Source organism: Actinophytocola oryzae (assembly GCF_004364325.1).
Taxonomy (GTDB): Bacteria; Actinomycetota; Actinomycetes; order Mycobacteriales; family Pseudonocardiaceae; genus Actinophytocola; species Actinophytocola oryzae.
Genome location: NZ_SOCP01000004.1, coordinates 25,951 through 52,589, shown reverse-complemented (window position 1 = coordinate 52,589; position 26,639 = coordinate 25,951). Strand labels below are relative to the sequence as shown.

At 70.5% G+C, this 26,639-nt stretch carries 30 protein-coding genes; 15 read left to right on the top strand and 15 right to left on the bottom strand.

The features are described from left to right. Positions 1-157 precede the first annotated feature (157 nt). Together CLV71_RS11215 and CLV71_RS11210 are read left to right on the top strand one after the other, a co-directional pair. Positions 158-1,630 carry a right-handed parallel beta-helix repeat-containing protein gene (locus CLV71_RS11215; RefSeq protein WP_133902635.1) on the top strand — a complete coding sequence of 491 codons (1,473 nt, stop codon included), beginning with the start codon at positions 158-160 and terminating at the stop codon, positions 1,628-1,630. 40 nt (positions 1,631-1,670) lie between these two features. Further along, complete coding sequence (locus CLV71_RS11210; RefSeq protein WP_133902634.1) at positions 1,671-2,381, top strand: SDR family oxidoreductase; 711 nt, start codon at positions 1,671-1,673, stop codon at positions 2,379-2,381. Between the two features lie 177 nt (positions 2,382-2,558). Here CLV71_RS11210 and CLV71_RS11205 read toward each other — a convergent pair whose 3' ends face one another. Both CLV71_RS11205 and CLV71_RS47585 read right to left on the bottom strand, forming a co-directional pair. Beyond that, positions 2,559-2,948: a DUF6292 family protein gene (locus tag CLV71_RS11205; protein ID WP_133902633.1), complete on the bottom strand. Its 390-nt coding sequence runs from the start codon at positions 2,946-2,948 to the stop codon at positions 2,559-2,561. A gap of 163 nt (positions 2,949-3,111) precedes the next feature. Then, positions 3,112-3,273 carry a hypothetical protein gene (locus CLV71_RS47585; RefSeq protein WP_166664046.1) on the bottom strand — a complete coding sequence of 54 codons (162 nt, stop codon included), beginning with the start codon at positions 3,271-3,273 and terminating at the stop codon, positions 3,112-3,114. Between the two features lie 180 nt (positions 3,274-3,453). On the opposite strand from CLV71_RS47585, the gene CLV71_RS11200 reads away from it, so the two are divergent. Genes CLV71_RS11200 through CLV71_RS11190 form a run of 3 tightly spaced genes read left to right on the top strand, consistent with a single transcriptional unit; the run spans position 3,454 to position 6,595 of the window. Further along, positions 3,454-4,098: a phosphate signaling complex PhoU family protein gene (locus CLV71_RS11200; RefSeq protein ID WP_133902632.1), complete on the top strand. Its 645-nt coding sequence runs from the start codon at positions 3,454-3,456 to the stop codon at positions 4,096-4,098. An 11-nt stretch (positions 4,099-4,109) separates the two neighbouring features. Further along, a complete protein-coding gene (locus CLV71_RS11195) occupies positions 4,110-5,150 on the top strand; it encodes an amidohydrolase family protein (RefSeq protein WP_133902631.1) in 1,041 nt (346 codons plus the stop codon). Between the two features lie 20 nt (positions 5,151-5,170). Then, positions 5,171-6,595, top strand: a complete 1,425-nt coding sequence (locus tag CLV71_RS11190; RefSeq protein ID WP_133902630.1) for an amidohydrolase — start codon at positions 5,171-5,173, stop codon at positions 6,593-6,595. On the opposite strand, the gene CLV71_RS11185 is transcribed toward CLV71_RS11190, so the two are convergent. Then, positions 6,521-7,717 carry an MFS transporter gene (locus tag CLV71_RS11185; RefSeq protein WP_133902629.1) on the bottom strand — a complete coding sequence of 399 codons (1,197 nt, stop codon included), beginning with the start codon at positions 7,715-7,717 and terminating at the stop codon, positions 6,521-6,523. The genes CLV71_RS11190 and CLV71_RS11185 overlap by 75 nt on opposite strands. Before the next feature lie 75 nt (positions 7,718-7,792). On the opposite strand from CLV71_RS11185, the gene CLV71_RS11180 reads away from it, so the two are divergent. Both CLV71_RS11180 and CLV71_RS11175 read left to right on the top strand, forming a co-directional pair. Continuing rightward, positions 7,793-8,113, top strand: a complete 321-nt coding sequence (locus tag CLV71_RS11180) for an ArsR/SmtB family transcription factor (RefSeq protein WP_133902628.1) — start codon at positions 7,793-7,795, stop codon at positions 8,111-8,113. A gap of 4 nt (positions 8,114-8,117) precedes the next feature. Further along, the gene (locus CLV71_RS11175) at positions 8,118-8,810 is read left to right on the top strand and encodes a hypothetical protein (protein WP_133902627.1); all 693 of its coding nucleotides are present in this window, start codon (positions 8,118-8,120) and stop codon (positions 8,808-8,810) included. Here the strand turns inward: CLV71_RS11175 and CLV71_RS11170 are convergent. After that, positions 8,715-10,085 carry an MFS transporter gene (locus tag CLV71_RS11170; RefSeq protein ID WP_133903236.1) on the bottom strand — a complete coding sequence of 457 codons (1,371 nt, stop codon included), beginning with the start codon at positions 10,083-10,085 and terminating at the stop codon, positions 8,715-8,717. The genes CLV71_RS11175 and CLV71_RS11170 overlap by 96 nt on opposite strands. A 95-nt stretch (positions 10,086-10,180) precedes the next feature. On the opposite strand from CLV71_RS11170, the gene CLV71_RS11165 reads away from it, so the two are divergent. Next, the gene (locus CLV71_RS11165; RefSeq protein ID WP_133902626.1) at positions 10,181-10,636 is read left to right on the top strand and encodes a MarR family winged helix-turn-helix transcriptional regulator; all 456 of its coding nucleotides are present in this window, start codon (positions 10,181-10,183) and stop codon (positions 10,634-10,636) included. Between the two features lie 530 nt (positions 10,637-11,166). Here the strand turns inward: CLV71_RS11165 and CLV71_RS11160 are convergent. Then, positions 11,167-11,607: a hemerythrin domain-containing protein gene (locus tag CLV71_RS11160; RefSeq protein ID WP_243866370.1), complete on the bottom strand. Its 441-nt coding sequence runs from the start codon at positions 11,605-11,607 to the stop codon at positions 11,167-11,169. A gap of 61 nt (positions 11,608-11,668) precedes the next feature. Between CLV71_RS11160 and CLV71_RS11155 the strand changes: the two genes are divergently transcribed. Both CLV71_RS11155 and CLV71_RS11150 read left to right on the top strand, forming a co-directional pair. Then, positions 11,669-13,027: a 3' terminal RNA ribose 2'-O-methyltransferase Hen1 gene (locus CLV71_RS11155; protein ID WP_133902625.1), complete on the top strand. Its 1,359-nt coding sequence runs from the start codon at positions 11,669-11,671 to the stop codon at positions 13,025-13,027. Beyond that, a complete protein-coding gene (locus CLV71_RS11150; RefSeq protein ID WP_133902624.1) occupies positions 13,027-15,516 on the top strand; it encodes a polynucleotide kinase-phosphatase in 2,490 nt (829 codons plus the stop codon). Before CLV71_RS11155 ends, CLV71_RS11150 begins: the two co-directional genes overlap by 1 nt. Before the next feature lie 283 nt (positions 15,517-15,799). Here the strand turns inward: CLV71_RS11150 and CLV71_RS11145 are convergent, their stop codons facing one another. Further along, positions 15,800-16,447: a response regulator transcription factor gene (locus CLV71_RS11145; RefSeq protein WP_133903234.1), complete on the bottom strand. Its 648-nt coding sequence runs from the start codon at positions 16,445-16,447 to the stop codon at positions 15,800-15,802. Between the two features lie 36 nt (positions 16,448-16,483). Continuing rightward, the gene (locus tag CLV71_RS11140) at positions 16,484-17,653 is read right to left on the bottom strand and encodes a sensor histidine kinase (protein ID WP_208297519.1); all 1,170 of its coding nucleotides are present in this window, start codon (positions 17,651-17,653) and stop codon (positions 16,484-16,486) included. Positions 17,654-17,812: 159 nt separating this feature from the next. Here CLV71_RS11140 and CLV71_RS11135 point away from each other — a divergent pair, with 159 nt between their 5' ends. Beyond that, on the top strand, positions 17,813-18,412 hold the full coding sequence (locus CLV71_RS11135; protein WP_133902623.1) for an MmpS family transport accessory protein: 600 nt from the start codon (positions 17,813-17,815) through the stop codon (positions 18,410-18,412). A 62-nt stretch (positions 18,413-18,474) separates the two neighbouring features. Here the strand turns inward: CLV71_RS11135 and CLV71_RS11130 are convergent, their stop codons facing one another. The 4 genes from CLV71_RS11130 to CLV71_RS11115 all read right to left on the bottom strand — a co-directional run bounded on the left by CLV71_RS11130 (position 18,475) and on the right by CLV71_RS11115 (position 21,205). Beyond that, complete coding sequence (locus tag CLV71_RS11130) at positions 18,475-18,912, bottom strand: L,D-transpeptidase (protein WP_133902622.1); 438 nt, start codon at positions 18,910-18,912, stop codon at positions 18,475-18,477. Positions 18,913-18,993: 81 nt separating this feature from the next. Further along, positions 18,994-20,211 carry an SGNH/GDSL hydrolase family protein gene (locus tag CLV71_RS11125; protein ID WP_133902621.1) on the bottom strand — a complete coding sequence of 406 codons (1,218 nt, stop codon included), beginning with the start codon at positions 20,209-20,211 and terminating at the stop codon, positions 18,994-18,996. Positions 20,212-20,267: 56 nt separating this feature from the next. After that, complete coding sequence (locus CLV71_RS11120) at positions 20,268-20,921, bottom strand: hypothetical protein (RefSeq protein WP_133902620.1); 654 nt, start codon at positions 20,919-20,921, stop codon at positions 20,268-20,270. After that, positions 20,915-21,205, bottom strand: coding sequence for a sigma factor-like helix-turn-helix DNA-binding protein (locus tag CLV71_RS11115; protein WP_208297518.1), 291 nt, complete (start codon positions 21,203-21,205; stop codon positions 20,915-20,917). The genes CLV71_RS11120 and CLV71_RS11115 overlap by 7 nt, the downstream gene beginning before the upstream one ends. Positions 21,206-21,244: 39 nt before the next feature. Here CLV71_RS11115 and CLV71_RS11110 point away from each other — a divergent pair, with 39 nt between their 5' ends. Continuing rightward, complete coding sequence (locus CLV71_RS11110) at positions 21,245-22,078, top strand: NAD(P)-dependent oxidoreductase (protein WP_133902619.1); 834 nt, start codon at positions 21,245-21,247, stop codon at positions 22,076-22,078. Between the two features lie 3 nt (positions 22,079-22,081). Here the strand turns inward: CLV71_RS11110 and CLV71_RS11105 are convergent, their stop codons facing one another. From CLV71_RS11105 to CLV71_RS11095, 3 genes are read right to left on the bottom strand one after another with little or no spacing between them, the layout of a single operon-like run. Continuing rightward, the gene (locus CLV71_RS11105; RefSeq protein ID WP_133902618.1) at positions 22,082-22,852 is read right to left on the bottom strand and encodes a cytochrome P450; all 771 of its coding nucleotides are present in this window, start codon (positions 22,850-22,852) and stop codon (positions 22,082-22,084) included. A 14-nt stretch (positions 22,853-22,866) separates the two neighbouring features. Then, entirely contained in the window at positions 22,867-23,112 is a 246-nt protein-coding gene (locus CLV71_RS11100; RefSeq protein WP_208297517.1) for an MFS transporter, read from the bottom strand. Positions 23,113-23,152: 40 nt separating this feature from the next. Next, complete coding sequence (locus tag CLV71_RS11095) at positions 23,153-23,527, bottom strand: NUDIX domain-containing protein (protein ID WP_133902617.1); 375 nt, start codon at positions 23,525-23,527, stop codon at positions 23,153-23,155. A 123-nt stretch (positions 23,528-23,650) separates the two neighbouring features. Between CLV71_RS11095 and CLV71_RS11090 the strand changes: the two genes are divergently transcribed. From CLV71_RS11090 to CLV71_RS11080, 3 genes are all read left to right on the top strand, one after another. Further along, the gene (locus CLV71_RS11090; RefSeq protein ID WP_133902616.1) at positions 23,651-24,364 is read left to right on the top strand and encodes a lytic polysaccharide monooxygenase; all 714 of its coding nucleotides are present in this window, start codon (positions 23,651-23,653) and stop codon (positions 24,362-24,364) included. A 77-nt stretch (positions 24,365-24,441) separates the two neighbouring features. Then, on the top strand, positions 24,442-25,002 hold the full coding sequence (locus tag CLV71_RS11085) for a DUF305 domain-containing protein (RefSeq protein ID WP_133902615.1): 561 nt from the start codon (positions 24,442-24,444) through the stop codon (positions 25,000-25,002). Between the two features lie 93 nt (positions 25,003-25,095). Beyond that, positions 25,096-25,392, top strand: a complete 297-nt coding sequence (locus CLV71_RS11080) for a putative quinol monooxygenase (RefSeq protein ID WP_166664045.1) — start codon at positions 25,096-25,098, stop codon at positions 25,390-25,392. Here the strand turns inward: CLV71_RS11080 and CLV71_RS11075 are convergent. Further along, positions 25,382-26,617 (bottom strand): bifunctional transcriptional activator/DNA repair enzyme AdaA, encoded by a 1,236-nt coding sequence (locus CLV71_RS11075; RefSeq protein ID WP_133902613.1) that lies wholly within the window; start codon positions 26,615-26,617, stop codon positions 25,382-25,384. The two genes, CLV71_RS11080 and CLV71_RS11075, sit on opposite strands and share 11 nt — an antisense overlap. Positions 26,618-26,639 lie beyond the last annotated feature (22 nt).

Here is a 26,639-nt window from a genome sequence, read left to right as displayed (position 1 = left end):
TCAAATCTCCACAGTCGATCTTGTCGGAGGGTCGTCAACATAATGCCCGCATGACCGTGCCGGCCTTCCACGGCGCCGGTGAAAATCCCCCGAAAGAGTCGGGTTCGACGCCACCGGGTGACAACACCGCGAGCACGGGCTGAATACCTTGTCCGATATGGCGAAACCCCTCGCACTGGTGGTCACACTGGTCCTGGTTGGACTGTCCCCTGTGGCCGAGGCGGCGCCGCCTGCCGACGAGTGGGCGGTGTGCGACCGGATCCCGGCCGCCTACCCGACCGCGCCGGCGGGGGCGGTGGTGGTCGAGCCCGTCGACGGCGAGGTGCGGCGCCAGACGGCCGCGCACCCGGCGGGCACCACGTTCTGGCTGGCGGCGGGCACCCACACGCTCGGTGACGACGAGTACGGCCAGATCATCCCCAAGGACGGCAACGCCTACCTCGGCGCACCGGGCGCGGTGCTCGACGGCCGGGGCGTCAACCGGTACGCGTTCACCGGGTACGCCACGGACGTGGTCGTGCGCGACCTGACGGTCCGGCACTTCGTCGCGCCCCGCGACGAGGGCGTGGTCAACCACGACTCCGCGGACGGCTGGGTGATCGAGCACAACACCGTCGAGGACAACAAGGGCGCGGGCCTGATGGCGGGGGCGCACCAGCGGGTGCGTGGCAACTGCCTGCGTGACAACGGCCAGTACGGCTTGAACGCGCACAAGGACGGCGACCTGACCGATCTCGTGCTGGAGGGCAACGAGATCACCGGCAACAACACCGACGACTGGGAGCACCGGTCACCCGGCTGCGGCTGCACCGGCGGCGTGAAGTTCTGGTCGGTGAACCGTGCCGACGTGCGCGGCAACTGGGTGCACGGCAACCACGGCGCCGGTCTGTGGATGGACACGAACAACAACGACTTCCTCGTCGAGCACAACCTGGTCGAGCACAACGAGGCGGAGGCGTTGTTCTACGAGACGAGCTACAACGCGGTCGTCCGCGACAACACCTTCCGGGGGAACACGATCGTGACGGGCAGGGCCTTCGCGGCGCGCGGCGACGACTTCCCGGTCGGCACCGTCTACGTCTCGGAGTCCGGCGGCGAGCCCCGCGTGCCCGCCCGCACGGACGAGCTGGAGATCACGGCCAACAGGTTCGAGGACAACTGGTCGGGCGTCACGCTGTGGGAGAACGCGGACCGCTTCTGCAACAGCCCGGCGAACACGTCGACGGGCACCTGCACGAAGCTGGTGGCGGACCGGTCGAGCTGCGCCCAGCCCGGCATCGCGGACGAGCCGCTCCGGAGCGACTGCCGGTGGCGGACCCAGCACGTGCACGTCCACGACAACACGTTCACCGTCGACCCGACCACCGTCGGCTGCGACACGGGCTGCGCCCGCATGGCGGTGCTGTCCAACTGGGGCACCTACCCGGAGTGGTCCCCCTACAAGGCGGACGCGGTGCAGCGGTCGATCACGTTCGAGCAGGACAACGTGTGGCACCACAACACCTACGTGGGCCCGTGGACGTTCACCCCGTTCGACACGTCCGGCGTGCTGGACCACCAGGCGTGGCAGGCGGCTCCCTACGGCCAGGACAGCTGCAGCGCGTTCACGCTGGCGCCGACGACGTGCTAGCCGCTGTCACGTCCGGCCGGGTCGCCGAGTCCGACACGGTATGACACCCATCCTCGTCACCGGCGGCACGGGCACCCTGGGCCGCGCGGTGGTCGCCGAGCTGAGGTCCTCCGGTCTCGCCGTGCGGATCCTGAGCCGGAAACCGGGCCGCGACCACGTGGTGGGCGACCTGACACGCCCGGTGTCGCTGCCCGAGGCGGCGACCGTCGTGCATCTGGCCACCACTCTGAGAGGCCGGAAGGACGTGGCGACCACGCGACACCTTCTGGAGGCGCTACCGGGCGTCCGCCACCTGATCTACATTTCCATAGTCGGAATCGACGAAATCCCGATCGGCTACTACCGGGGAAAGCGTGCGGCGGAGGCCCTGGTTTCCACGGTTCCGCACACAATCCTGCGGGCGACCCAGTTCCACGACCTGGTCCGCGGAATTCTGGCGGGAGCTTCGAAGCTCCCGGTGATGCCGATCCCGGCGCTGAGGGTCCAGCCGGTGGACGTGCGAGACGTGGCGGCGCGCCTTGCGGAGCTGGTCGCGGCCTCGCCACAGGGCAGGGTCGAGGATTTCGGCGGCCCCGAGGTCCACACCTTCGAGGCGCTCGCCCAGCAGTACCTGAGAGACGCGGGCCGATCCAGGAAGCTGCTCCGGGTGTCCCTGCCGGGGAGGGCGTTCCGCGCCTACCGCGACGGCGCCAACCTGGCCCCGGCACTGGGCCTGCGAACCTTCGCCGACTACCTGGCGGCGAGGCCGTGATCCGCCCGCTGGGGGCCAACCTCACGTGGGTGGTCCCGCACCAGGCCCACTACTCGGCAGGCGAGGTGGTGGCCCTGGCCGTTGGGTACTGCGACCGGCCGCGTTGCTGGTAGGCGCCCGCCAGCCGCGAAATAAACTGGTTTGGCCGGCCCCCCGAGGCCGGCCAAACCAGCTGGCTCATCCCAGTCGCACGACCGCGTAGTCCGACACGGCGGCGAGGACGTCCTCGGCGAAGGTGCCTGGGCTCGCGGCCCCGGTGCCGGGGCTGGCCGCGAACGCCGCGACCTCCTCCGGCGGCGGGCACAGGGCACCATCCAGATAGGACAGCGTGATCAGGTCGTTGCTCGCGGCAGGCTCGATCACCGTTCGCCAGCCGGTCTGTTCCTCCCACACCAGGGCCACGTCCAGCTCGGGGAATGCCGGCACCCGGTCCTCCAACGGGATGTAACCCGTCAGTGGGCGTTCCACCCGCACGGAGAACGCCTCCCCGGAGCCGCACGCCTCGGCCACCAGGCGGACGTACTCCCTCAACCCCCTGGCCGGCTCGCCCCAGCTCTCGAAGTCCATCCTTCACCTCACCCTTCGGCGCACAGCGCGTACTCCCCCACGGGATACCCAGGCCGTCACACCTTCACACGTACGGGAAGGGCGGTTTTTTTCAAACAGGTGAAATTGGGTCCGGTCAGACCAACGCCGGGTGGGCCATTCGTGCCAGTGAGTTACCGCTCGGCTACTCTGGGGCAGCGGTGGCGGACGGGCGCCAGGACGGCACCACGTCGAAGGCCGGCGCGTCCACTGTGGCCCAGTCGGCCTCGTACGTGAACGGCTCGGAGTCGAGGTCCTGCCGCCACGCCGCGAAAAGGGCGATCAGCTCAGCGAATTCCGACTCCACGAATCGATGTGTCGTACTTCCGATCAGTCTCGTTACCAGTGTCAAACGTTCCCAGTTGCCGTCCGGAAACCAACAGAAACCCACTGTGACAACGAAAAGCCGACTGCCCCACCATCTCGGCATGATCAAACCGCATGACAGGGCCGATCGTGGGGTATCCACGTCGAGAAGAGGTGTGTGATGCGAGATACCTTCCACGGCGAGCTGCTCGAGCTGCGCGACCTGCTGAGTGACATGTGCGTGCAGGCGGCGACGGCCATGCGCGACGCGACCGACGCGCTCCTGTCCGCCGACCTCGTCCGGGCCGAGGCGGTGCTCTCCGCCGACGCCGAGCTCGACCGCAGGCGTGACGAGGTGGAGGAGCGTGCGCGGCAGATGCTCGTCCTCCAGGCACCCAAGGCGAGTGACCTACGTCTCGTCCTGTCCTCGATCTACTGCGCCGACCGGGTCGAGCGCATGGGTGACCTCGCCGAGCACATCGCGAGCACGACCCGCCGCATACACCCCGCACACGTCGTGCCGCCCGAGCTGCGGGACACGTTCGCCGAGCTGGGCACCATCGCGGCGAGCATGGCCGACGGCCTGGTCCCGCACATCGCCTGCCCTCGGGAGGGCACGTTCGCCGAGCTCGACGAGACCGACCACCGCGTGGACGACCTGCACGCCGAGGTGCTGCACCGGATCACCGGCGTTGGCTGGCGGCACGGCGTCCAGGCCGCGACCTCACTGGCCCTGGTCGTGCGCTTCTACGAGCGGTTCGCGGACCAAGCGGTGTCCGTCGCGAAACGGGTCGAGTTCGTGAGCACGGGTGTGACGCCGCGCTAGCGTTCGCGGACGTGACGCTGAGAGTTCGCGGCTACGCCCTCCCCGACGGCGAGTACGTCGACCTGTACGCCGACGGCGACCGGTGGACCACCGACCCCGTGCCAGGAGCGGACCTGGTGGCAGAGGGCTGGCTCGTGCCGGGACTGGTCGACGCGCACACCCACCCCGGCGCGGAGGAGGTCGGCGACCGGCTCGACGAGGACCTGCTGCGGGCGCACCTCCACCAGCACGTCGAGGCCGGTGTGACGGCCATCCGCTCCCCCGGCCTCGCCGACGACCCGCCCGCCTGGTTCGGCACCGACCCCGACCTGCCGAGGGCCTGGCACGCGGGCCCCTGGCTCGCCCAGGCGGGCCAGTTCTTCGACGGCTGGGGGCGCCGCCCGGACCTCGCGGACCTGCCTGCCGTCGCCGCCGAGCAGGCACGGCGCACGGGCTGGGCCAAGATCGTCGCCGACTGGGGTGTCGACGACGACGCGATACCGCCGGACGTCCTGCGTGCGGCGGTCGAGGCCGTGCACGCCGTCGGCGGCAGGCTGGCCGTGCACAGCCAGCAGTCGGCTGGTGGCGCCGCGGCAGTGGTCGCGGGCGTCGACTCGGTCGAGCACGGCATGTGCCTCGACCCGGCGCTGCTGAACGACATGGCCGCGAAGGACATGGTGCTCACGCCGACTCTTTCGGTGCTGATGTCATCCCTGGCCAGGGCCAGGACGCGTCCGGACAGCCCCGGCAGACGCTGGTACGTCCAGGGTGCGTCCGCCCATCCCGGCCTGGTCGTCGCCGCGGCCGAGGCAGGCGTGCCACTGCTGGCCGGCACGGACTCGCTGCCCCACGGCCGCGTCCTCGACGAGGTCCGCGCGCTCGCCGACGCGGGCCTGCGCCCCCACGACGCGCTGGCCGCCGCCTCGTGGACGGCCCGGCGCTACCTGGGCCTCCCCGGCCTCGAACCGGGTGCCCCGGCCGACGCGGTCGTCTACGAGAGCGACCCGCGAGCGGACCTCGACCAGCTGGCGCACCCACTTGCGGTGGTCCTGCGTGGTCGTCGCGTCCGTTGAGATCGACCAGTATGGGTGGTATGGGCCTACTGCTGCGTGATGTGACGATCGGGTTCACCGGCCGGCGTGCCGACGTGCGCGTCGAGGGTGGCCGCGTGACCGCCGTCGAGCCCACCGGGCTGCCGGGCGACGGCGCCGAGGTGGTCGACGGCCGGGGCGGGACGCTCCTGCCGGGGCTGGTCGACGCGCACGCCCACCTGCTCCAGTGGGCCAGCTCGCGGCGCCGCGTCCCCCTCGCGACCGCGAGGTCCGCCACGCACGCCGCCGAGCTGATCGCCTCGGCCGACGCCACGCCGGGCGTCCTCCTGCAGGGCGCCAACTTCCACCCCGCCCTGTGGCCGGACCGTCCGGACAAGGCGCTGCTCGACCGGGCACTCCCCGGCCAGCCGGTCGCCCTGTTCAGCAACGACCTGCACACGCTGTGGCTCAGCTCCGCCGCCATGCGGATGGTGAACGTCGACCACCCGACCGGCGTGTTCGTCGAGGACCAGTGCATGGCACTCACCGCGACCCTGCCGAAGCCGTCGACGGAGGTCACCGACCGGTGGGTCCTCGAGGCCACCGAGGCCGCCGCCGCCAGGGGCGTCACCACGATCGCCGACTACGAGTACGCCGACACGGTCACCGACTGGCGCCGCCGCGCCACCCCGGCGACCCGGATCCGCTGCGTCGTCGCCAGGTTCCTCCTCGACGAGACGATCGCGCGCGGCCTGCGCACCGGCGACCCGGTCGGCGAACGGCTCACGGTCGGCCCGCTCAAGATCTTCATGGACGGCTCGCTCAACACGCGTACCGCCTACTGCCACGACCACTACCCGGACAGCGCCTACGACGGGGAGCTGCTCGCACCCCTCGACGAGCTGCTCCCCGTGCTGCGCGGAGCGGTCGCGGGCGGCATCGGCCTCGCGCTGCACGCCATCGGCGACCGGGCCAACACGCTCGCCCTCGACGCGTTCGAGGCCCTTGGCGTCGGCGGTCGCGTCGAGCACGCCCAGCTGCTCGCTCCCGGGGACCTCCCGAGGTTCGCCCGGCTCGGCGTGGTCGCCGGCGTACAACCCGCACACCAGCCCGACGACCGCGACGCCGCGGACCACCACTGGGCGGGCCGCACCGACCGCGCCTTCGCCTACCGGGCACTGCACGACGCGGGCGCCACCCTGGAGTTCGGGTCCGACGCCCCGGTCGCCCCGCTCGACCCGTGGGACGGCATCGCCTCCGCGGTCTCGCGGACCGACGACGACCGGCCCGGCTGGCACCCCGAGCAGGCCCTCACCCTGGCGACCGCCGTCGCGGCCAGCACGGGTGGCGACGCGACCGTGCGGGAAGGCGGCCCGGCCGACCTGGTCCTGGTCGGCCGGGACATCACGGGTCTACCCCCGAGCGAGCTCAGGGACCTGCCGATCCTCGCGACCGTCCTCGGCGGCGACCTCACGCACCGGGCGTAGGGCCGCCACCAGCACCGCGACGGCGACCAGCCCCGCGACGGCCGCGACGGGTGCCAGTGCCTCGATGCCGACGTGGCTGATCACGAACCCGCCGGACAGGCCGGACAGACCGACGCCGAGGTAGATCGCCGAGGCGTTCAGCGACAGCAGGAGCCCGCTGTTCGCCCCGGCCAGCCCGATCAGGTGGTGCTGCATCGGCGGGTTGAACGACCAGGTGAACATGCCCCACACGAACATCACCACGGCCGCCGCGGGCACGCTGACCACGGTGAACGGCAGCGTCGCGAGCAGCAGCACCGAGGCGCCGAGCGCGGTGAACAGCGGCAGGGGGCTGCCGAACCGGTCAGTCGCGCGTCCGCCGAGCGTGTTGCCGACGGTCGCGCCGATGCCGTAGCCGACCAGCAGGAAGCTGATGGTCGCGCCGTGCGCGCCAGAGGAGGCGGACAGCAGCGGCGCGATGTAGGTGAACGGCGCCATCGCCGCCAGCACGCCGAGCACGGTCACGCCGAGCAGGAGCAGCACCCGCCGGTCCGCGGCGACGGCCAGCCGCGCCCGCAGCCCGACGGCGGCAGGCGCCGCGACGGCGGGCACACCGAGCCGCACGGCGACCGCTCCCAGCACCGACACGGCGGCGACCAGCGCGAACACGCCGTGGTAACCGAGCGGCCCGCTCAGCAGGTTGCCCGATGGCACGCCGATGACCAGCGCGAGCGTGAGGCCCCCGAACACCATCGCGACCGCGCGGCCACGGCGCTCCGGCGGGTTGAGCACGGTCGCGAACCCGGTCGCCGTCGGCGTGTAGACGGCCGCCCCCAGCGCCGCGATCACCCGGGTGACGAGCAGCAGTTCGTAGGTCGGCGCTACTGCGGCGAGCGCGTTGCCGAGTGCGCTGACCAGCAGTGCGACGACCAGGAGCCTGCGGCGCTCCCACCGCCCGGTGAACGCGGCGAGCAGCGGGGCCGCGATGGCGAGCGCGATCGCGAACACCGTGCCGAGCTGCCCCGCGGTGGCGATCGAGACGCCCAGCTCGCGGCTGACCTCGGGCAGGATCCCCGAGACGATGTATCCGCTGGTGCCCACGGTGAAGGCGCCCAGTGCGAGCAGATAGGTACGTGGCGACATGTCTCTCCCTGTGGAACTACTTGTACGACGGACACCGTACTACGATTGTCGTCGAACTACGATAGGTGTCGTACGATGGGAGCCATGACGGAAACGCTCGTGCACCCGGAGCGGTCGGAGATCCAGATCGAGGCCGTACTCCAGGCGCTGGCCGACCCGGTACGGCTGCGGATCGTGCGTGAGCTGGCCCGCATCGGCTGTGACGGTGTCGCGTGCGGTGCGATCGACCTGCCGGTGACGAAGTCGACGCGGACCCACCACCTGCGGATCCTGCGTGAGGCGGGCGTGATCCACGTCCGCCCGGTCGGCACGTCCCGCATCACGACACTGCGCCGTGACGACCTGGACGCCCTCTACCCCGGCCTGATGAACGGCATCCTCGCGGGCGTCGGCTGACCGCGTGCCCTACCGCCCGCCGACGCCGGACGAGCACGCCAGGGCCGCCGCCGCGCTGAAGGCGCTTCTCGCCGGGAAGACCCCGCACCTGACAGGCCTGCCGTTACAAGTGACCCAGGGCCACACCACCCTGCTCAGCGACGGGTCGCTGCTTCTGCCCCGGCGCGATGCCTCGTCGGCCGGCTGGGGTGCCGTGGCGTTCCGCGACTCACCGGACCTGCTCATCGAGGTCCCGCATCCCGGCTCGGACCGTTACACGGCCCACCTCGGGCTGGAGCTGTTCGACGCCATACCGACGGCGGGCCTGTTGGTGGCGGGTGCGCCACGCCGCGTCGCCGACGTCGCCCACCTGCCGGAGTCCCTCTTCCATACGTACGCGCAAACGTTTGCGACCGCGGAGTTACAGCTCCATGGCTTCGCCGCGGCCAGCGCGCCGGACACCGACGTGATCCTCACGGCAGGGGCGGGCAGTGCGACGGACCTGCACCTCGCGCTGGCCGAAGCCCTGACGCGGCAGGGCCTGCGGGTGCGGCACCACGAGCACCTCGCGGGCCGCACGAACACGCAGGGCATCGCCGCCGCCGCGCACGGAAGGCCGTTCCTACACCTGGAGCTCGCGCCGCTCGTCCGTCGCGACCACCGTGACCGCGTGGTCGAGGCGGTCGCGGACACGTGGCACCAGCGTGGTCACCAGTAGCGCCACGGCCGCGGCCCCCGCCGCGATCAGGAACGCGACCCGGAACCCGGCGAGCGAGGGCACGGTCAGCGGCCCGACCGTGATCGTCATGCGTGCCAGCAAGGTCGCCATGACGGCGCTGGAGATGGACGTGCCGACCGAACGCATGAGCGAGTTGAGCCCGTTGGCCGACGCCGTCTCCTGGACGGGCACCGAACCCATGATCAGCCCCGGCATGGCGGCGTAGGCGATGCCGACACCGCCGCTGACGATCACACTGGCCAGCATGATCTCGAAGGAGCTGTGCAGCAGCACGGTCGAGGCGAGGTAGCCGACCCCGATGACGGCCGTGCCGACCATGAGCGAGGTCCTCGGCCCGCGCAGCCGCGTGATGCCCGCGGAGACGGGGGACAGGGCCATCATCACGAGCCCGCCTGGTGCCATCCACAACCCGGCCGCCACCATCGACTGCCCCAGCCCGTAGCCGGTGAGGGCGGGCGCCTGCAGCAGCTGTGGCAGTACGAGCGAGGCACTGAGCATCGAGAAGCCGACGAGCACGGAGGCGATGTTGGTGAAGAGCACCGGCCGCCGCGACGACACCCGAAGGTCGACGAGTGGGTACCGCACGCGCAGCTGGTAGAGACCCCACAGGACGAGCACGACGACCGCCCCGCCGAACAGCCCGAACGTGGTCGGCGAGCCCCAGCCCCACGCGTTGCCCTTGGTGATGGGCAGGAGCAGGCAGACGAGGCCGACAGCGAGCCCGACCGCGCCGAGACCGTCGAACCGGCCCTCGGCCCTGACTTTCGAGTCCGGCACGAAGGCCCACAGGAGCGCGAGACAGGCGACACCGAGGCCCGCGGAGAGCCAGAACAGCACGCGCCACGACGACGACTGCGCGATGACGGCCGACACCGGCAGCCCGATCGCGCCGCCGACACCGAGCGTCGCACTCATCATCGCGATGGCCGAACCGACGCGTTCCACGGGGAGAATGTCGCGCATGATGCTGATGCCCAGCGGGATCACGCCCATGGCGCAACCCTGGAGCCCTCGGCCGACGACCATCGGGACGAGCGAGCCGGCCAGCGCCGAGACCGTGGACCCCGCGATGAGGAGAACGAGGCTGGCCAACAGGATCGGCCGCTTGCCGTAGAGATCGCCCAGGCGCCCGCTGACCGGCATGATCACCGCGGCCGCCAGCAGCGTCACGGTGATCACCCAGGAGGCGTCCGCCGGGTCCGCCCGCAGGATCGAGGGCAGGCTGGGAATCAGTGGTATGACAAGGGTCTGCATGAACGACGCGACAAGGCCGCAGCTCGCCAGCACGGTGACGACGAAACCCGAACGCACATGTGTACGGTACACATCCGGTGCTGGAGGACAGGACGATGCGTGGTAGAGAACACCTGCTGGCAGCCATATCGCGCGAGCTGACGCTGATCAGCCGCCACCAGTTGGTGACGGCGGCACGGGGCGTGCTGGAGCGTTCGGCCTACCTGATACTCAACCGGATCGACGTGACCGGCCCGATGACCGCACGCGAGCTGGCGGACGCGCTGCAGCTGGAGATCTCCACGGTGACCCGCCAGGTGGCCGCCATGCTGCGCGAGGACGTGGTGGAGCGCATCCCGGACCCGGCGGGCGGCCTGGCGAGGCGGCTGCGCATCACACCGACAGGCGCGACCAGGCTCGCCACGGACCGGGAGCGCTACCGGACGGGCCTCGCCAAGCTCGTGACCGACTGGCCCGACGACGACTGCACAGCCCTGTACCGCCTGCTACGCGACCTGAACGAACGAATCGAGAACCTGCAGGGCACCCCATGGCCTCGCGAAGACGACTGACCCCATCGCCCCCACCCACCCCGGCCCGCTTGCACTGAAGGACGCCTTCCTAACGCCCGGCGCACCGAAGGACGCCTTCATAACACCCCAACCCACCCAACGACGCCCTCCCAACACCCGATGCACTGAAGGACGCCTTCCTAACGCCCAGCGCACCGAAGGACGCCTTCGTAACGCCCAGCGCACCGAAGGACGCCTTCGTAACGCCCGATGCGCTGAAGGGTGCCTCGGCTCGCTCGGTTCGCATCGACCGAGCATCTTCCGCCTGGCTTTACGTTTCGGTGGTGAAACCTGCCCGCGGCAGGAGGCCGATTCGCTCCCCCGGCCCCGCCAAACCGAGCCTCGGCCCCTCGTCGAGCGCCTGCTCAGTCGAGCGTTGCCCGCCGGTTTTGTTGCCAGAACGGCGCATTCTCGCGAGGTGGTGCCGGGCGCTGCGCGCCCGGCACCCGCACCACCCCCACAACCGACGCGCCCTCGGTCGCCCCAGGCTCGATGCACCGAAGGGCGCCTTCCTAACACTCGGCGCACTGTCAGTCCTCGTCCAGCCGCACCGCGCGGGACACCTTCCCGTCCTCGTCATCGGTCAGGCTGTTCAGTGCGGTGACAAGCTTCTTCTCCTCGTACAGCAGGTGCGTCTCCAGCAGCGCGGCGAGTGTGTCCAGGTCCTGTCGCGGCACCTCATCCATCGTGGACAGATCTTTCAGCCGATCGAGGAGCCCGGCAATCTGCCGGTGATCACGTCGCAGTTCGTCCAGCACCGGCGCCAGCTCCGGATAGTGCTTGCGCAGCACCGGAAATCCGCCGTCGTCCTCCGCCTGGTGATGCCTCTCGAGCACCGAGCAGAACGTCAGGCAGTGCACTTGGAGATCCATCCCCGTATACGTGCCGTCACGTAGCCGGGAGAGCAGCTCACGCAAACGTATGTGCGAATCGATCAGTTGGTTACCGAAAGCTGTCAGGCGCTCGTTCATCGCCGCCATGAGATCACAAAACCACCGGACGATGTCGTACGTCTCGTGAATACTCGGCCGCATGCTCCTCAGTGTCACGACCACGCACCGGCCGGCGGCCGATCTCGGCTTCCTGCTGCACAAACACCCCGACCGCGCCCAGCGGTTCGAGGTGTCCACCGGCGCGGCCCACGTCTTCTACCCAGAAGTCACCGAGGAGCGCACGACCGCCACCCTCTTACTGGACGTCGACCCGATCGGGCTGGTGCGCAAGGGCGGCAACACCCTCGGCCAGTACGTCAACGACCGCCCGTACGCGGCGTCGTCGTTGCTCTCGGTCGCCATCGGCAAGGTGTTCGGCACGGCCATGCGCGGCCGCTGTGACGCGCGCCCCGAGTTGGCCGCGACGCCGATCCCCTTGGAGTTACGGCTTCCCGCCTGCCCACGCGCCCACGCGCGACGGCTCTTCGAACCGCTCGGCTGGTCCGTCGAGGCCACGCCGATCCCGCTCGACCCAGCGTTCCCCGACTGGGGCGACAGCCCGTACGTGGACCTGTGCCTGCGCGGCACGCTGCGGCTGGCCGACGCACTGACGCAGCTGTACGTGCTGCTGCCGGTCCTCGACGACGCCAAGCACTACTGGGTGGCGGCCGACGAGGTCGACAAGCTGCTCCGCGCGGGCAAGGAATGGCTCGCGACGCATCCCGACCGGGAGCTGATCACCACCCGCTACCTGGCACACAAACGCCGCTACACCGAGGAGGCGATGGCGCGGCTGACCGAGCTGGACGACCGGCCAGAAGAGGACGTCGACGAGCAGGAGCAGCCCGAGCGCCTGCCGACCTTGGCACAGCTGCGCCGCGAGGCGATCGTCGGCCAGCTGCGGGACCTCGGCGCGCACCGGATCGTCGACCTCGGCTGCGGTGAGGGCAGGCTGCTCCGCGAGCTGGTCACCGACCCGGCGTTCACCGAGATCGTCGGCGTGGACGTCGCCGCGAAGCCGTTGCGGGTGGCGGCCGCCCGCGTCGAGCGCTTCGCCGACCGCCAGCGCGCCAGGGTCACGCTGCACCAGGGCTCTGTCACGTACGCGGACCCACGCATTACCGGCTACGACGCGGTCGTGCTGTGCGAGGTGATCGAACACGTCGACCCACCACGCCTCCCCGCACTGGCCGAGGCGGTGTTCGGCGCGGCACGACCAAGGCACGTGCTGGTGACGACTCCCAACGTCGAGTACAACGTCCGCTGGGAAACCCTGCCGGCAGGCAGGGTCCGCCACCACGACCACCGTTTCGAGTGGACGCGCGCGGAGCTGGCGGCGTGGGCGGACGGCGTGTGCGCCGCACACGGCTACCGGGTCCGGCACGTCCCGGTTGGCGAGGTCGACCCCGAGGTCGGCGCGCCGACGCAGCTGGCCGTGTTCACCAGGGAGGCGGTCTGATGCGCAGGATCACAATCCCGGAGCTGAGCCTCGTCGCGCTCGTCGGCGTCACCGGCTCGGGCAAGTCGACGTTCGCCCGCGGGCACTTCGCGTCGACGCACGTCCTGTCGTCCGACACGTTCCGCGCCATGGTCGCCGATGACGAGAACGACCAGTCCGCGACCGAGGACGCCTTCGCGGCACTGCACTTCGTGGCGGGCAGGCGGTTGCGCGCCGGCCGCCTGACGGTGGTCGACGCGACCCACGTCCAGCGTGAGGACCGGGCGAAGCTGGTGGCGCTGGCCCGCGAGTACGACGTACTGCCGACAGCCGTCGTGTTCGACGTGCCGTTGGCGGAGCTGCGTGACCGCAACAGGAACCACCGCGACCTGGCCGACCACGTGATCCGCCGCCAGCACGAGGCGCTGCGACGCTCGATCCGCCATCTGGCGAAGGAGGGCTTCCGCAAGGTCCACGTACTGTCCACAACGGACACCGAGGTGGTGGTCGAGTACGAGAAGGCCTACAACGACAAGCGCGAGCTGACGGGCCCGTTCGACATCGTCGGCGACGTCCACGGCTGCCACAGCGAGTTGGTGACGCTGCTGACCCGCCTCGGCTACGTGGTGACCGAGGACGGCGCCCACCACCCCGAGGGCCGCACGGCGGTGTTCGTCGGCGACCTCGTGGACCGGGGCCCGGACACGCCGGGCGTGCTGCGCCTGGTGATGGGCATGGTCGCGGCGGGCACCGCGCTGTGCGTGTCGGGCAACCACGAGAACAAGCTGGTCAGGGCGCTGGACGGCCGGAAGGTCACGGTGTCCCACGGCCTCGGGGAGTCGCTGGCACAGCTGTCGGACGAGCCCGCGGAGTTCCGCGAGTCGGCCCGGGAGTTCATGTACGGCCTCGTGAGCCACTACCGCCTGGACGGCGGCAGGCTGGTGGTGGCGCACGCGGGCCTGAAGGAGGAGTACCAGGGCAGGGCTTCCGGGCGGGTACGCGCGTTCTGCCTGTACGGCGAGACGACGGGTGAGACCGACGAGTACGGCCTGCCGGTCCGCTACCCGTGGGCCGACGACTACCGAGGCCAGGCGACGGTCGTGTACGGCCACACGCCGGTCCCGAAGGCGACGTGGGTGAACAACACCATCTGCGTGGACACAGGCGTCGTCTTCGGCGGTGAGCTGACGGCACTGCGCTGGCCGACCCGCGAGCTGGTGTCGGTCCCGGCAGAGAAGGTCCACTACGAACCGGTGAAGCCGCTGGCCGCCCCGAGGCGGCCGAGGGACCTGCTGCGCATCGACGACGTCCTGGGTACCCGCCACGTGGACGCACGTCTGATGGGCCGCCTGAAGGTGCGGGAGGAGAACGCGGCGGGCGCCCTGGAGGTGATGAGCCGCTTCGCCATAGCCCCTCAGTGGCTCCCGTACCTGCCCCCGACGATGGCCCCGTGCGCGACGTCCACAACGGATGGGGTGCTTGAACACCCGGCGGAGGCGTTCGCCGCCTACCGGGACGACGGTGTGCCGCACGTGGTGTGCGAGGAGAAGCACATGGGCTCCCGGGCGGTGGTAGTCCTGTGCCGGGACGAGCAGGTGGGCAGGAGCCGCTTCAACGCACAGGACGGCGCGGCGGGCGCGGTCTACACGAGAACGGGTCGCTCGTTCTTCGACGACCCGACGGAGTTACTGACCCGCCTGCGGGCGGCGGCAACGAAGGCGGACCTGTGGTCGACGTTGGAGAGCGACTGGCTGATCCTGGACGCCGAGCTGCTGCCGTGGTCGGCGAAGGCGGAGCAGCTACTGCGCCGCCAGTACGCCCCGGTGGGCGCGGCGGCGACGGCGGCACTCCCGGCAGCGGTGGCGGCACTGGAGAACGCGGCGGCGAGAGGCACGGACGTGACCGCACTGCTGACCAAACACCGTGCGAGGCTGCGGAACGCGAGCGACTACGTGTCGGCGTACGCCCGGTACTGCTGGCCGGTGAAGGGAATAGGGGACATCAAGCTGGCCCCGTTCACGTTGCTGGCGGCAGAAGGCCGGGTGCACGCGACGAACCCACGAGAGTGGCACGAGCAGCTCCTGAACCGCCTGACGGACGCGGACCCTGACCTGTTACGCCACACGAGGCGCACGACGGTGGACGTGACCGATCCGACGTCGGTGGCGGCTGCCACCGACTGGTGGACGGCACTGACGGAGTCGGGCGGCGAGGGCATGGTGGTCAAACCGGCGGTCACCCCGTCGGACCGGCTGGTGCAACCGGGCATCAAGTGCCGGGGCCGCGACTACCTGAGGATCATCTACGGCCCGGACTACACCGAACCCGAGAACCTGGCGCGCCTGCGGCAACGAGCACTGGGCCGAAAGCGCTCCCTGGCACTGCGCGAATACGCACTGGGCATGGAGTCCCTGACGAGGTTCGTGGAGAACGAGCCACTGTGGCGAGTGCACGAACCGGTGTTCGCGGTACTGGCACTGGAGTCCGAGCCGGTGGACCCACGACTGTAGTTCGCCGACTCACCCGGGGCAGGCCGGGGCAGGCCGGGGCAGGCCGGGGCAGGCCGGGGCAGGCCGGGGCAGGCCGGGGCAGGCCGGGGCAGGCCGGGGCAGGCCGGGATGAGGGTAGAGCTGGAGGAGGTGTCCTTGTCGCGTTCGGGGTGCGGGTCGAGAGGCAGTTCAGCGGGCCTGAGGTGTCGGGAGCGACGGTGACCGCCGAGCCCAGTGACGGCGGCAACGGCCGTCTCGCCGCGACTCTCACCGTGGACGGCAACGTCGTGGGTCTTCTGCAACCCTAGGGCGCGACGATGCCCGACTCGTAGGCGAAGATCGTCAGCTGGACGCGGTTCGTCACGTCCAGCTTCGCGAAAGTACGCGTGATGTGGGTCTTCACGGTCGCCTCGCTCAGGAACAGCTCGCCGGCTATGTCGGCGTTCGACTTGCCCTGGGCGACGGCCGTGACCACCTCGCGTTCGCGGCCCGACAGCTCCGCCAGTTTCGCCACGGCACGCTGCCTGCGGGGATTGGCCCTCGCCGCCACGAAGTGGCCCACCAGCTTTCGGGTGGTACCCGGTGACAACATCACCTCGCCCTTGGCCACCACGCGCACCGCCTCCATGATCTCCTGCGGGGCGCCCTCCTTCAGCAGGAAACCGCCCGCACCGGCGGCCAGGGCGTCGAACACGTACTCGTCGAGGTCGTACGTCGTCAGGATCAGGACCTTCGGCGGATCGGGCAGTGCCGCCACCGCGGCGGTGGCCGCTATGCCGTCCATGCGGCGCATGCGGATGTCCATCAACACCACGTCCGGCCTGGTCGCCCGCACCTGCCCCACGGCCTCGTCACCGTCCGCGGCCTGCCCGACGACCTCGATGTCCGGCGCACTCCCCAGGATCATCGCCAGACCGGTACGCACGAGCGGGTCGTCGTCGACGAGCAGCACCCGCAGCTGAGTCACCGGAACATGGTAGTGACCCCGTCAGCCGGGCGGCCACGGGAGCCATGCCTGCACGGCGAACGTCCCGTTGGTCGTGGGGCCGATGTTCACCCGGCCACCGAGTGCCGTCACGCGTTCGGAGATACCGGTCAGGCCACTGCCGCTGCCCGGCGACGGCGGCGCCGGGTGCTGCCGAAGCCCGTTCACCACCTCCAACGCCACGCCCACACCGGGTCCACCTCGGACGACCACCTCCGCGGGCGCCCCGGGGGCGTGTCGCACGATGTTCGTCAGCGACTCCTGCACGATGCGGTAGACGGCCATCGCGAGTGGGGCCGGCGCGGTCTGTGCCATGTCGAGCATCACGGTCAGGTTCACCGGGACACCCGCCTGCCGGGTCTGCCCCACCAGCGTCGGCAGGTCGGCGAGTGTGGGTACCGGGCCCTGCAGGTGGAAGTCCCTGCCGTCCCTGAGCACGCCGATCACCTGGCGCAGGTCCTCGAGCGACTGCCTGGCCGTCGACCGGACCGTGCGTGCGACGTCGCCGGCCGTCTCCGGCGCGGTCACCTCCAACGCGCCTGCCTGCAGGGATAGCAGCGACAGCCGGTGCCCCAGCACGTCGTGCATCTCGTGGGCGATCCGTGAACGCTCCTCCTGGCGGCTCATCTCGTCCCGCAGCAACGCCTCCGTGCGTTCCCGCTCCCGCAGGTCCGCCCGCGTGCCGCGCAGGATCCCCACCGCCAGCGGGACCGCGGTCAGCACGGCCGCGGTCACCACCGTGCCGATCACCTTGCCCGGCCCCGAGTCCGCGATCCACGTGCCCATGATCGTGACCGACTCGTGCCACCCGGCGTCCCGCCACACCGCGAGCGACGTCGCCGCGTACACCAGGAAACCGCCGAGCCACAGCATCCGGTCGCGGCGGGCCGCGGCCAGGGCGGCCAGCGCGACGAGCGCTGCCAGGGCGTCGGCGGCCAGCAGCAGCGACGGGATCAGCGTGAGGCCGCACACCAGCACGGGCCACCGGTGACGCCACACCAGCAGCACCGCCGCGCCGACCGCCGCCACGAAGCTCAGCCACGCGAACGCCGACGGGTCGATCGGGTCGTCGACCGACCGCAGCTTGTCGTTGCCCACCACGTAGATGCTGCTGAGCACGCAGGCGGCCACCGCGATCACGGTGGTCACCACGCCGAGCACGCGCCTTCCCATGGGCAGAGCCTACGGACGCGTCACGTGGTCATCATCAACCTATCCGCGATTCACGATTACGACGAAAGTCTGAACGTCGATGGGCTCGCGTACGACGCGGCGGGGCGCACCGCGCTGCTTCCATTCCGGCAGCAAGGAAACCCCGAAAGGAACAGTCCCGTGACCCAGTACGCCCCACACCAGCCCCAGCAGCAGGCGAAGCCGAGCAACGGTCTCGGCACCACCGGTTTCGTCGTCGGCATCGTCGGGCTCGTGCTCTCGTTCATCCCGCTGGTCGGCGTGGTCGCGTGGCCGCTCGTCATCCTCGGGATCATCTTCTCGGCGGTGGGCATCAGCAAGGCCGCCAAGGGACGCGCCACCAACAAGGGCATCGCCATCGCCGGTCTGGTCGTGTCGGTGGTCGGACTCGTGGTCTGCGTGCTCTGGACCGCCGTCTGGAAGAAGGCCGCCGACGAGGTCAACGAGGAGGCCAACCGGGAGGCCGTGATCGTCTACGAGATCACCGGCGACGCGCCGAACGTGGACGTCACCTACTCCGTGTTCAGCGACGAGGACATGTCCACCAAGGACGAGAAGGTCGCGACCCTGCCGTGGACCAAGGAGGTGCGGACCAAGGGCTACGTCAAGGAGGGCCAGGTCATCGTCACCACGGGGGAACAGGGCGGCACCGTGACGTGCAGGATCACGGTGGACGGCAAGGAGGTCGAGACGAACACGGCGAGCGGCCCGTTCCAGCTGGCCACCTGCGACAGCATCTGATCCAGCACGGGGGGTGTGCCCTTCGGGCCGCGAGTCGCGGTCCGAAGGGCACCTTTATCGCATCAAGGAACGACTTCCACCACGTCACCGGGGTGCAGCGCGTTGTAGTACGTCTGCGCCGCCGCCTGCGACAGGTGGACGCAACCGTGCGACTGCTGGCTCAGGCTGCCTTCGTGGAACGCGATCCCGGTGTCGGTGAAGAACACCGAGTACGGCATCGGCGCGTCGTAGGCATTGCTCCAGTGGTCGATGTCCTTGTACGTCACGTGGAAGGTGCCAGGCGGGGTCTCGTAGCCCGGCTTCCCCGTCGTGATCGGCACGCCGCCGTAGGTGACGTTTCCGTTGGACATCAACCAGGACGTGTTCGCACTGAGATCAATACAGGCGGCGGCTGCCGCACTGCAGGGAACTCCCGGCGCCGCCTGGGCGACCACCGGCAGTGCGAGCATTCCCGCCGCGCCGAGCATTCCGGCCGCGACTGCCACACGTAGCTTTCCCATGATCGGCCTCCCATCCGCCTGTGAAACAGGCTCGTGTTCGGTGCGATGGGAAGCGGGTACCACCTGTGAGCGCGACCAAACTCACAGTTTCGTCAGATCGACGGCGTCCGCCATCGCCTGGTAGCCCGCGTCGTTCGGGTGCAGGTGGTCACCGCTGTCGTAGGCGGCCAGCATCCGCTGTGGGTCGGCCGGGTCACGGGTCGCCGCGTCGAAGTCGACCGTGCCGTCGAAAACCCCGCTGGTACGGATCCAGTCGTTCACCGCGACGCGCGCCGCCTCGAGGGTCTCGTTCCAGGCGCCCCATCCCTTGAACGGCAGGATGGTCGCGCCGATCATGCGGATGCCCCTGGCGTGTGCCTGCGCGATCAGCTGCCGGTACGCGGAGATGATCATCGCGGGGTCGGTCTGGTGCGGCTCCTGCTGGAGGTCGTTGACGCCCTCGAGGAGGATGACCGTGCGGACGTCGCCCTGGCTGAGGACGTCGTCGGCGAAGCGTGCCAACGCGTTGCGGCCGAAGGCGCTGCCCGGCTGGTCGAGCAGCAGGCGGTTGCCGCCGATGCCCGCGTTCAGCACGCCGAGCCTGCCGTGCAGCCGGTCCGACAGCAGGTCCGGCCACCGGTGGTTCGCGCCGCTGGTCGAGCCGACGCCGTCGGTGATCGAGTCGCCGAAGGTGACCACCGAGCCAGGTGCGAACGAGCGCACGTCCACGCCGCTGACGTAGTGCCACACGGCTGTCCGCTCGGTGAACGCCTCGCCGGACTCCTGGCCGGTGAAGTCGCCGTTCCTGGTGAAGAACGAGGTCTGGCCCGCGAAGTCGTGGTAGGTGACCGGACCGGACGGGGTCGGCACGTACGTCGTGACGAGCAGGTCGCTGTCGCTCGGCACGTTCAGCGCCACCGGGTCGCTCAGCACCTCGGCCGCCCTCGGCACGACCACCGACTGCTGACCGCCGAACAGCAGCGTTCGCATGGTGCCCTGCCTGGCCGCGGGTGCCGTACTGGAGGCGGCGACCGCGATCGTGACGTGGCCGAACGTGAGCGGGCTCGTGCCGAAGGTGTTGGAAAGCCGCACCCTGGCCTGCAGGCCGCCGATGCTGGTGTGGACGACGTTGCGGATCGAGTAGTTCGGGTAGCCGTTCGGCGTGTTCGCGACACCCGTGCCCGGCGAGGCCGACCACGTGCCGACCCACCCGCCCGGCGGGGCGTTCCGCTGGTACTCGACCGCCGTCGTGCTCGAGGCGACCGCCCCGGAGCCGACGAGCGTGACCACCACTGCCCCGAAAACCAGCAACCGTCGCATGACGTTCACCGTGGCTTTCTGGCTTCCGTCGCGGCAACCGCTGATCAGGTGACGGGTCAGCTGCGGTCCGTGACCAGGTCGAACCCGTCGGGGATCACGGCCACCAGCTGCGCGAGGCTCACGTCGGTCACGCGCAGCCACATGACGTCGAAGGTGATCGCCTCGGGTTCCGCCGCACGGCAGCGGACGACACGGTGCGTGTTCGTCCGCACCCACAGGTCCACCGGCGGTGCCGTGTGCCTGCGCAGGACGGTCGTCTCGCCGCCCGCGACGGGCTCGCCGGGACCGGACACCGTGACCGAGCCGTCCGCAAACCCGGCCTCGACCTCACCGGGGGTCAGCACGCAGTCCCCGTGGAGCACTCGTGGCCCGTGCCGCCACTCCCCACGCGTGTAGTCGACCTCGCGGCCCGCGCTGCGGTCGGCGTGCAGCCGCCGGTCGACCGTGACCCGCTCACGGACCACGCCCGCCTCCGTCACCCACCGCTCGACGAGCACACGCGGGCTCGAGTCCGGCTCGTACCCGCGCTGGTAGGCGATCGCGTACGCCGGATCACGCGTCACGAGAATCGGCAGCGGGGCGGGCAACGGCCGGGGCACGGCGAGCCCCGATCCCCCACCCACCTGTATCGACGGCACGAAACTGACCACAGCCCCAGCGGCGGCAAGCGCGATCCCCAGACCCGCGATCCGCCTCAGCCAGCTCAACACACCGGAAAGACGCTGCCGCACAAGGAAAGGTTGCCCGCTACCTCTGTTCGGCGTAGCCCGGCGGGATGACCGTCCGCACGCAGCCGCGTGAGCGCCCGGCTGGTCTGCTGCTTGACCGTGCCCTCCGCGACACCAACTGCCGCCGCCGAGTCCGCGACGGACAGGTCGGCGAAGAACCGCGGCACCATCACCTCGCGTTGCCCGCTGGGCAGCGTGGCCGGCGCCCGCAGCAGGGTGTTCGACCGGTCGAACACGAACCGCTCGAAGTCGGGGTGGAGGCGCACGGACGGGTAGACGACGCCGTCCGGGGTTAGGTTGACAGCATGACGAAGGTCGCTCTGTTGGGTACGGGACTCATGGGCGCGGGGATGGGCCGCAGCATGGCGCGGGCCGGACTCGACCTCACGGTGTGGAATCGCAGCCCGGACAAGGCACGGGCCGTCGGTGTGCCGGTCGCGGACGATCCGGCCTCGGCGGTCCGGGACGCGGACGTCGTGGTCACGATGCTCTTCGGCTTCGAGTCGGTCGCGCAGGTGATGACCGAGGCACTGCCCGCGATGCGGCCGGACGCGGTCTGGCTCCAGACCACCACGGTCGGCCTCGAGGAGACCACCCGGCTCGCCGAGCTCTGTGCCAAGCACGGTGTCTCCTTCGTGGACGCACCGGTCTCCGGCACCCGTCAGCCCGCAGAGAGCGGTGAGCTGACCGTTCTCGCGGCAGGCAGGCCGGATGAGCGGCTCACCCCGGTGCTGGACGCGATCAGCGCGAAGGTGGTGTGGGTCGGCGAGCGGCCCGGCGACGGCCACCGGCTGAAGCTGGTGTCGAACGCGTGGGTGCTGTCGGTGGTGGCGGGCACGGCGCAGAGCGTCGCGCTGTCGCAGGCACTCGGCATCGACCCGAAGCTGTTCCTCGACCTCATCGCGGGTGGTCCGCTCGACTCCGGCTACGCGCAGGCCAAGGCGAGGGCGATGCTCAAGGGTGACTTCACGCCCGCGTTCGCGCTGGGTGGCGCGGCCAAGGACGCGTTGCTGATCCAGGAGGCGGCCGCCGAGTCCGGTGTGGACACGACGTTGGTCGCGGCCATGGCCCGGCTGTTCGGCAGCGCGGGTGACCCGGAGGACGACATGGCTGCCGTCATCCGCGCGCTCCGGCCGTAGCGGTCACAGCCGGACCCGCAGCGACTCGGTGCCGTGCTGGACGAAACCCCGTGCGCCGTAGTGGAAGGACGGCGGGTCGGCCGGGTCGACACGCAGTGCCGGGACGGCGTCCAACAGGGCCGTCACCGCCGCCTGTACCTCGATCCTGGCCAGTGGTGCGCCCGCGCAGTAGTGCGGCCCGAGGCCGAAGCCGAGGTGTGCCGGGCGGCGGTCGAGGGAGAACCTCTCCGGCTCCGGGTGCGCCGCCGGGTCGTGGTGCGCGGAGGCGATACACAGGTAGACCATGCCGCCCTTCGGCAGGTCGACGCCCGCCACCGACGTGTCCGCCGTGACGAGCCGATACAGACCCGCGGACGGGTTGGCCCACCGGAACGCCTCGTCGATCGCGTCGGCGATCCTGGCGTGGTCGACGCGGACCGTCGCCAGCGCGGGCGGGTTCAGCAGCAGGCTCGCGAGCGTGCCGGACAGCATCTGGATCGTGGTCTCGAAACCGCCCAGCAGCAACGAGATCACGGCCATCGTGCAGGCGTCGACCGAGAAGCTGCCCTCGTCGAGGTGTGCGCGGACCACGTCGCCGAGGAGGTTGTCACCCGGCCTGGCCGGGTCGACCAGCGTCTCGGTGTAGGCACGCAGGTCGCGGTAGGCCCGCTGTCCCGGTTCGACCACCTCGGGGTCCATCGGCGAGCCGAGCCACCTGACGACGTCACGTACCCACGCCAGGCCCTGGTCGCCCAGCTCGTCGGGAATGCCCAGAAGATCGAGGAAGACCGCCATCGGATACCTGGCGATCAGGTCCCCGACCAGGTCGGGAATACCACGAGCCCGCCGAGGTAGAGCCGCTTGCGCCCGAACCGGTCGGCGAGTGCCCCACCCGACAGGATCAGCGCCGACAGGCAGAGCGTGTAGCTGTCCACGACCCACTGCAGGGTGCTGAACCCCGCACCGAGGTCGAGCCGCATGTCCGGCAGGGCGACGTTGACCACGCTCACGTCGAGCAGCGACATGAACGTACCGAGGAAGACCGCGAGCACCACCCCACTACGGCACCATGTGCCGCTCAAAGGTGGCTGGAGCCTACGACCTGAAGTAGGCCGCGAGGTCCAGTGAGGCGGGGTCGGCCGTCCACAGGAACCGGTCGTGCTCGCCCTGGTTCAGGACCACCTCGCGGGTGCTCTCCTCACGCACGTCGAAGATCCGCGCGTGCACCCGCCGGTCCCTGCCGGTGACGTCGAGCCAGTTGTGCCTGGCCCGCTCGTTGATCACCCGCACGACGAGACCCGTCTCCTCGGCCACCTCACGCGCGGCGGCCTCCTCGTGCGACTCGCCGGGCTCGACCGTTCCGCCCGGCAGCTCCCACCGCCCGCCGAGGAGTGCGCCAGGAGCGCGTCTGACATACAGCACGGCACCGGCGCGCACTACGCGGCAGTACACGAGGTGCAGCTCACCCATGTTCCAACAGCGTAACCAATCACCCACCGCCACCACTTGACTACAGCGAAAATATGGTCTAAACCAGATGTTGTGGTCTAGACCACACATCTCCGGCTGACCCCTGCACACCGGGAGATTCGTATGGGCCTGAAGAGAAAACTCGTCATGTTCGCCACCGCGGCCGTCATCGCACCACTCGGGCTCGTGGTGCTGCCCGCCGCGACCGCCAACGCACACGGCTACATCTCGACACCACCGAGCCGCCAGGCGCAGTGCGCCAGGGGCACGGTGTCCTGCGGCGACATCAAGTGGGAGCCGCAGAGCGTCGAGGGTCCCAAGGGGCTGCGCAACTGCCACGGCAACGTGGGCCGGTTCGCCGACCTGAACGACGACTCGAAGCCGTGGCAGGCCACGTCGGTGGGCCGCACGGTCAACTTCACGTGGACGTTCACCGCCCGGCACGCCACCTCGACGTTCGAGTACTTCATCGGCAACACGAGGGTGGCCGAGTTCAAGCTCAACAACCAGCAACCGCCACCCACACTCACGCACTCGGTGAACCTCGGCAACGTGAGCGGGCGCGTGAAGCTCCTCGCGGTGTGGAACATCGGTGACACGGCGAACGCGTTCTACACGTGCGTCGACCTCCAGGTCGGCGGCTCGTCGCCGGCGGCGGCACCCCAGCCCGCACCGCAGCAGGCCGCGCCTGCCAGCGGCACGTGGGCGTCCGGTGCCGGCTACACCGCCGGATCCGTGGTGACCTACAACGGCAAGACCTACCGGTCGCTGCGGAACCACACCGCGCTGCCGGGCTGGGAGCCGCCGAGTACCCCTGCGCTCTGGCAGGCCGTCTGACCCGCTCGGTAGCGCTGCCGGCCGGCCCGACCGCTCCGGGCCGGCCGGCACCCCGCCTGGGAGGCATCGTGAAACGCTTGCTGGTACTCGTTCTGCTGCTGTTGCTGGCCGGTTGTGGCGGGGTCGGCGTCACCGAGACGACCGGGGTCTCGCTGTCCGCGCCGCCGCCGGACACGTCCTACAACGACACCGACGTGATGTTCCTGCAGATGGCCGTGCCGCAGCACGAGCAGGGCATCGAGATGGCCAAGCTGGCCGAGAAAAGGGCTTCGCGCCGGGAGATCCGCGACCTCGCCACCGCGATCCGGCTGACGCAGGAGGACGAGGTGGCGCGGATGAGCCGCTGGCTGGAGAAGTGGCGCCAGCCCGTCGCACCCGACCTCGACCCGGCCGCCCACGCGGGTCACGGCGGCATGCACGGCTCCGACCCCGCGGTGCTCGAGGTGCTGCGGAACACCCCTGCCGGCCCCGACTTCGACGGCCGGTTCCTCAACCTGCTGACCGGGCACCAGCACCTCGCGGTGGAGCTGGCGCTCATGGAGGAGAAGGACGGCTTCAACGCCGACACGAAGGCGTTCGCGGGGCGGATCGTGAAGTCGCGCACCGCCGAGATCGAGCAGATGGGCGCGTACCTCTGACGGGTCGGCCGGGCCCGTCTGACCGGATACGGCCGGACGGGCACGGGGTCCGCGGGTGATCCTTTCCTTCCACCCACGAGGAAGGAAAGTTCAGTGCTCGCAAAGGTTTTCCCGATCCCGCTCAAGCCAGGCAGCCAGGGTCGGGCGGAGGAGCTGGTACGTGACTTCGCACCGAAGGGCCCCGCGCAGGAGGACGGCACGCTGTCGTTCCGCGTGTACCGCGACCCGGCCCGCCCGGACTACCTGCTGTTCGTCGAACACTTCGCCGACCAGGCCGCGTACGACGCGCACACGGGTTCCGAGGTTTACGCGAAGCTGATCGCCGGTGAGTTCGCCGCCATGGTCGAGGACTTCGTCGAGATCGACCACGAGCTGGTCGTCAGCCACTGAGCAGGAGGTGGACCGTGGCGAGCGATCGCCACGGTCGCCACCGCTCCGGGTCGGCGTCCCCGACCGCGTCACGGATCGCGGGATCGGTCGCCGGGAAGGCATCCCGCGCGCCGAGCCGCAACGCGAAGTGCTCGCGTGCCGAGGCGTCGGCGAAGCGGGGCTCCTCCCCCGCCGCCATCGCCTTGGCCAGCTCCGCGACCGGCTCCCCGGTCTCGGCGAGCACGTCGGCCGACGGGAAGACGTGCGTGAGCCCGTGGTCCAACCCTGGCACGGGGACGCCGTACCTCGCCGCCAGCTCCCCGGCCCGCGCAGGCCCGACGGCGATTCCCACGGCCACCTCGAACGGCGTCCACACGCCGGAGATCCGCACCCCGGGCCTGCGCGTGACGAGCGGCCCGAGCACGGCGTCCGTGGCCAGCTCGGTGCGTGCGACCACGGGGTCGAGGTCCACGCCGACGAGCCCGGCGATCCGGGAGACGACGTGGATCACGCCCTCCCAGTGCGGCAGGTGGGCACGCACGAGGAGGTGGTCGTCCCCGCCGGGTCCGATCTCGATCATGCCGGGCGCGCCGTCGAGCATGATCGTGCGCCGGTAGTGGCCGTCCACGACGGACTCGACGCCGGGGATGGCGCCGCGCCCCAGGAGTGTGACCATGGCGGGCCAGTCGTAGGGCGCGGTGAAGGGCAGCCGGAGCACGAGCCCGCCGTCGGCGGCGAGCCGGTCGTCCCGGCGCCTGCGGGCACGGAGTTCCTTCGGCGTGGCACGGAAGATGTCCCGCATGGCCCGGTTGAACTGCCGCAGGCTGCCGAACCCGGCCGCGAAGGCGACGTCGGCGATCGACAGGTCGGAGTCGTCGAGCATGCGGCGCGCGAAATGCGCACGCCGGGAGCGGGCGAACTGGTCTGGCGTGACCCCGAGGTGGTCGTGGAACATGCGCCGCAGGTGCCGCGCGGAGACCCCGAGCCTGGCGCCGAGCGCGTCCTCGTTCCCGTCGTCGAGGAACCCGCCGATGATCAGCTGCACCGCCCGGCAGACGATCTCCGGTGCCTCGTCCGGCACCGTGCCCGCCACCCGGTAGGGCCTGCACCGCAGGCACGCCCGGTACCCGGCCGCCTCGGCCGCCGCGGGCTGCTCGAAGGTGCGGACGTTCTCCGCCTTCGGCTTGGCCCCGCAGCCAGGGCGGCAGTAGATGCCGGTGGTGCGCACGGCGGAATAGGTGGTCACGGGTCAACACTCCCCCGTCCGG

Bases quoted from the DNA above. Each gene is read 5' to 3' on its own strand.
- CLV71_RS11150 (WP_133902624.1), top strand. From the start codon at position 13,027: ATGCGCAGGATCACAATCCCGGAGCTGAGCCTCGTCGCGCTCGTCGGC.
- CLV71_RS11155 (WP_133902625.1), top strand. From the start codon at position 11,669: ATGCTCCTCAGTGTCACGACCACGCACCGGCCGGCGGCCGATCTCGGC.
- CLV71_RS11165 (WP_133902626.1), top strand. From the start codon at position 10,181: ATGCGTGGTAGAGAACACCTGCTGGCAGCCATATCGCGCGAGCTGACG.
- CLV71_RS11205 (WP_133902633.1), bottom strand. From the start codon at position 2,948: ATGGACTTCGAGAGCTGGGGCGAGCCGGCCAGGGGGTTGAGGGAGTAC.
- CLV71_RS11125 (WP_133902621.1), bottom strand. From the start codon at position 20,211: ATGCGACGGTTGCTGGTTTTCGGGGCAGTGGTGGTCACGCTCGTCGGC.
- CLV71_RS11095 (WP_133902617.1), bottom strand. From the start codon at position 23,527: ATGGGTGAGCTGCACCTCGTGTACTGCCGCGTAGTGCGCGCCGGTGCC.
- CLV71_RS11130 (WP_133902622.1), bottom strand. From the start codon at position 18,912: ATGGGAAAGCTACGTGTGGCAGTCGCGGCCGGAATGCTCGGCGCGGCG.
- CLV71_RS11105 (WP_133902618.1), bottom strand. From the start codon at position 22,852: ATGGCGGTCTTCCTCGATCTTCTGGGCATTCCCGACGAGCTGGGCGAC.
- CLV71_RS11210 (WP_133902634.1), top strand. From the start codon at position 1,671: ATGACACCCATCCTCGTCACCGGCGGCACGGGCACCCTGGGCCGCGCG.
- CLV71_RS11200 (WP_133902632.1), top strand. From the start codon at position 3,454: ATGCGAGATACCTTCCACGGCGAGCTGCTCGAGCTGCGCGACCTGCTG.
- CLV71_RS11110 (WP_133902619.1), top strand. From the start codon at position 21,245: ATGACGAAGGTCGCTCTGTTGGGTACGGGACTCATGGGCGCGGGGATG.
- CLV71_RS11185 (WP_133902629.1), bottom strand. From the start codon at position 7,717: ATGTCGCCACGTACCTATCTGCTCGCACTGGGCGCCTTCACCGTGGGC.
- CLV71_RS11215 (WP_133902635.1), top strand. From the start codon at position 158: ATGGCGAAACCCCTCGCACTGGTGGTCACACTGGTCCTGGTTGGACTG.
- CLV71_RS11160 (WP_243866370.1), bottom strand. From the start codon at position 11,607: ATGAACGAGCGCCTGACAGCTTTCGGTAACCAACTGATCGATTCGCAC.
- CLV71_RS11090 (WP_133902616.1), top strand. From the start codon at position 23,651: ATGGGCCTGAAGAGAAAACTCGTCATGTTCGCCACCGCGGCCGTCATC.
- CLV71_RS11170 (WP_133903236.1), bottom strand. From the start codon at position 10,085: ATGCAGACCCTTGTCATACCACTGATTCCCAGCCTGCCCTCGATCCTG.
- CLV71_RS11140 (WP_208297519.1), bottom strand. From the start codon at position 17,653: ATGGGAAGGCGCGTGCTCGGCGTGGTGACCACCGTGATCGCGGTGGCC.
- CLV71_RS11180 (WP_133902628.1), top strand. From the start codon at position 7,793: ATGGGAGCCATGACGGAAACGCTCGTGCACCCGGAGCGGTCGGAGATC.
- CLV71_RS11190 (WP_133902630.1), top strand. From the start codon at position 5,171: ATGGGCCTACTGCTGCGTGATGTGACGATCGGGTTCACCGGCCGGCGT.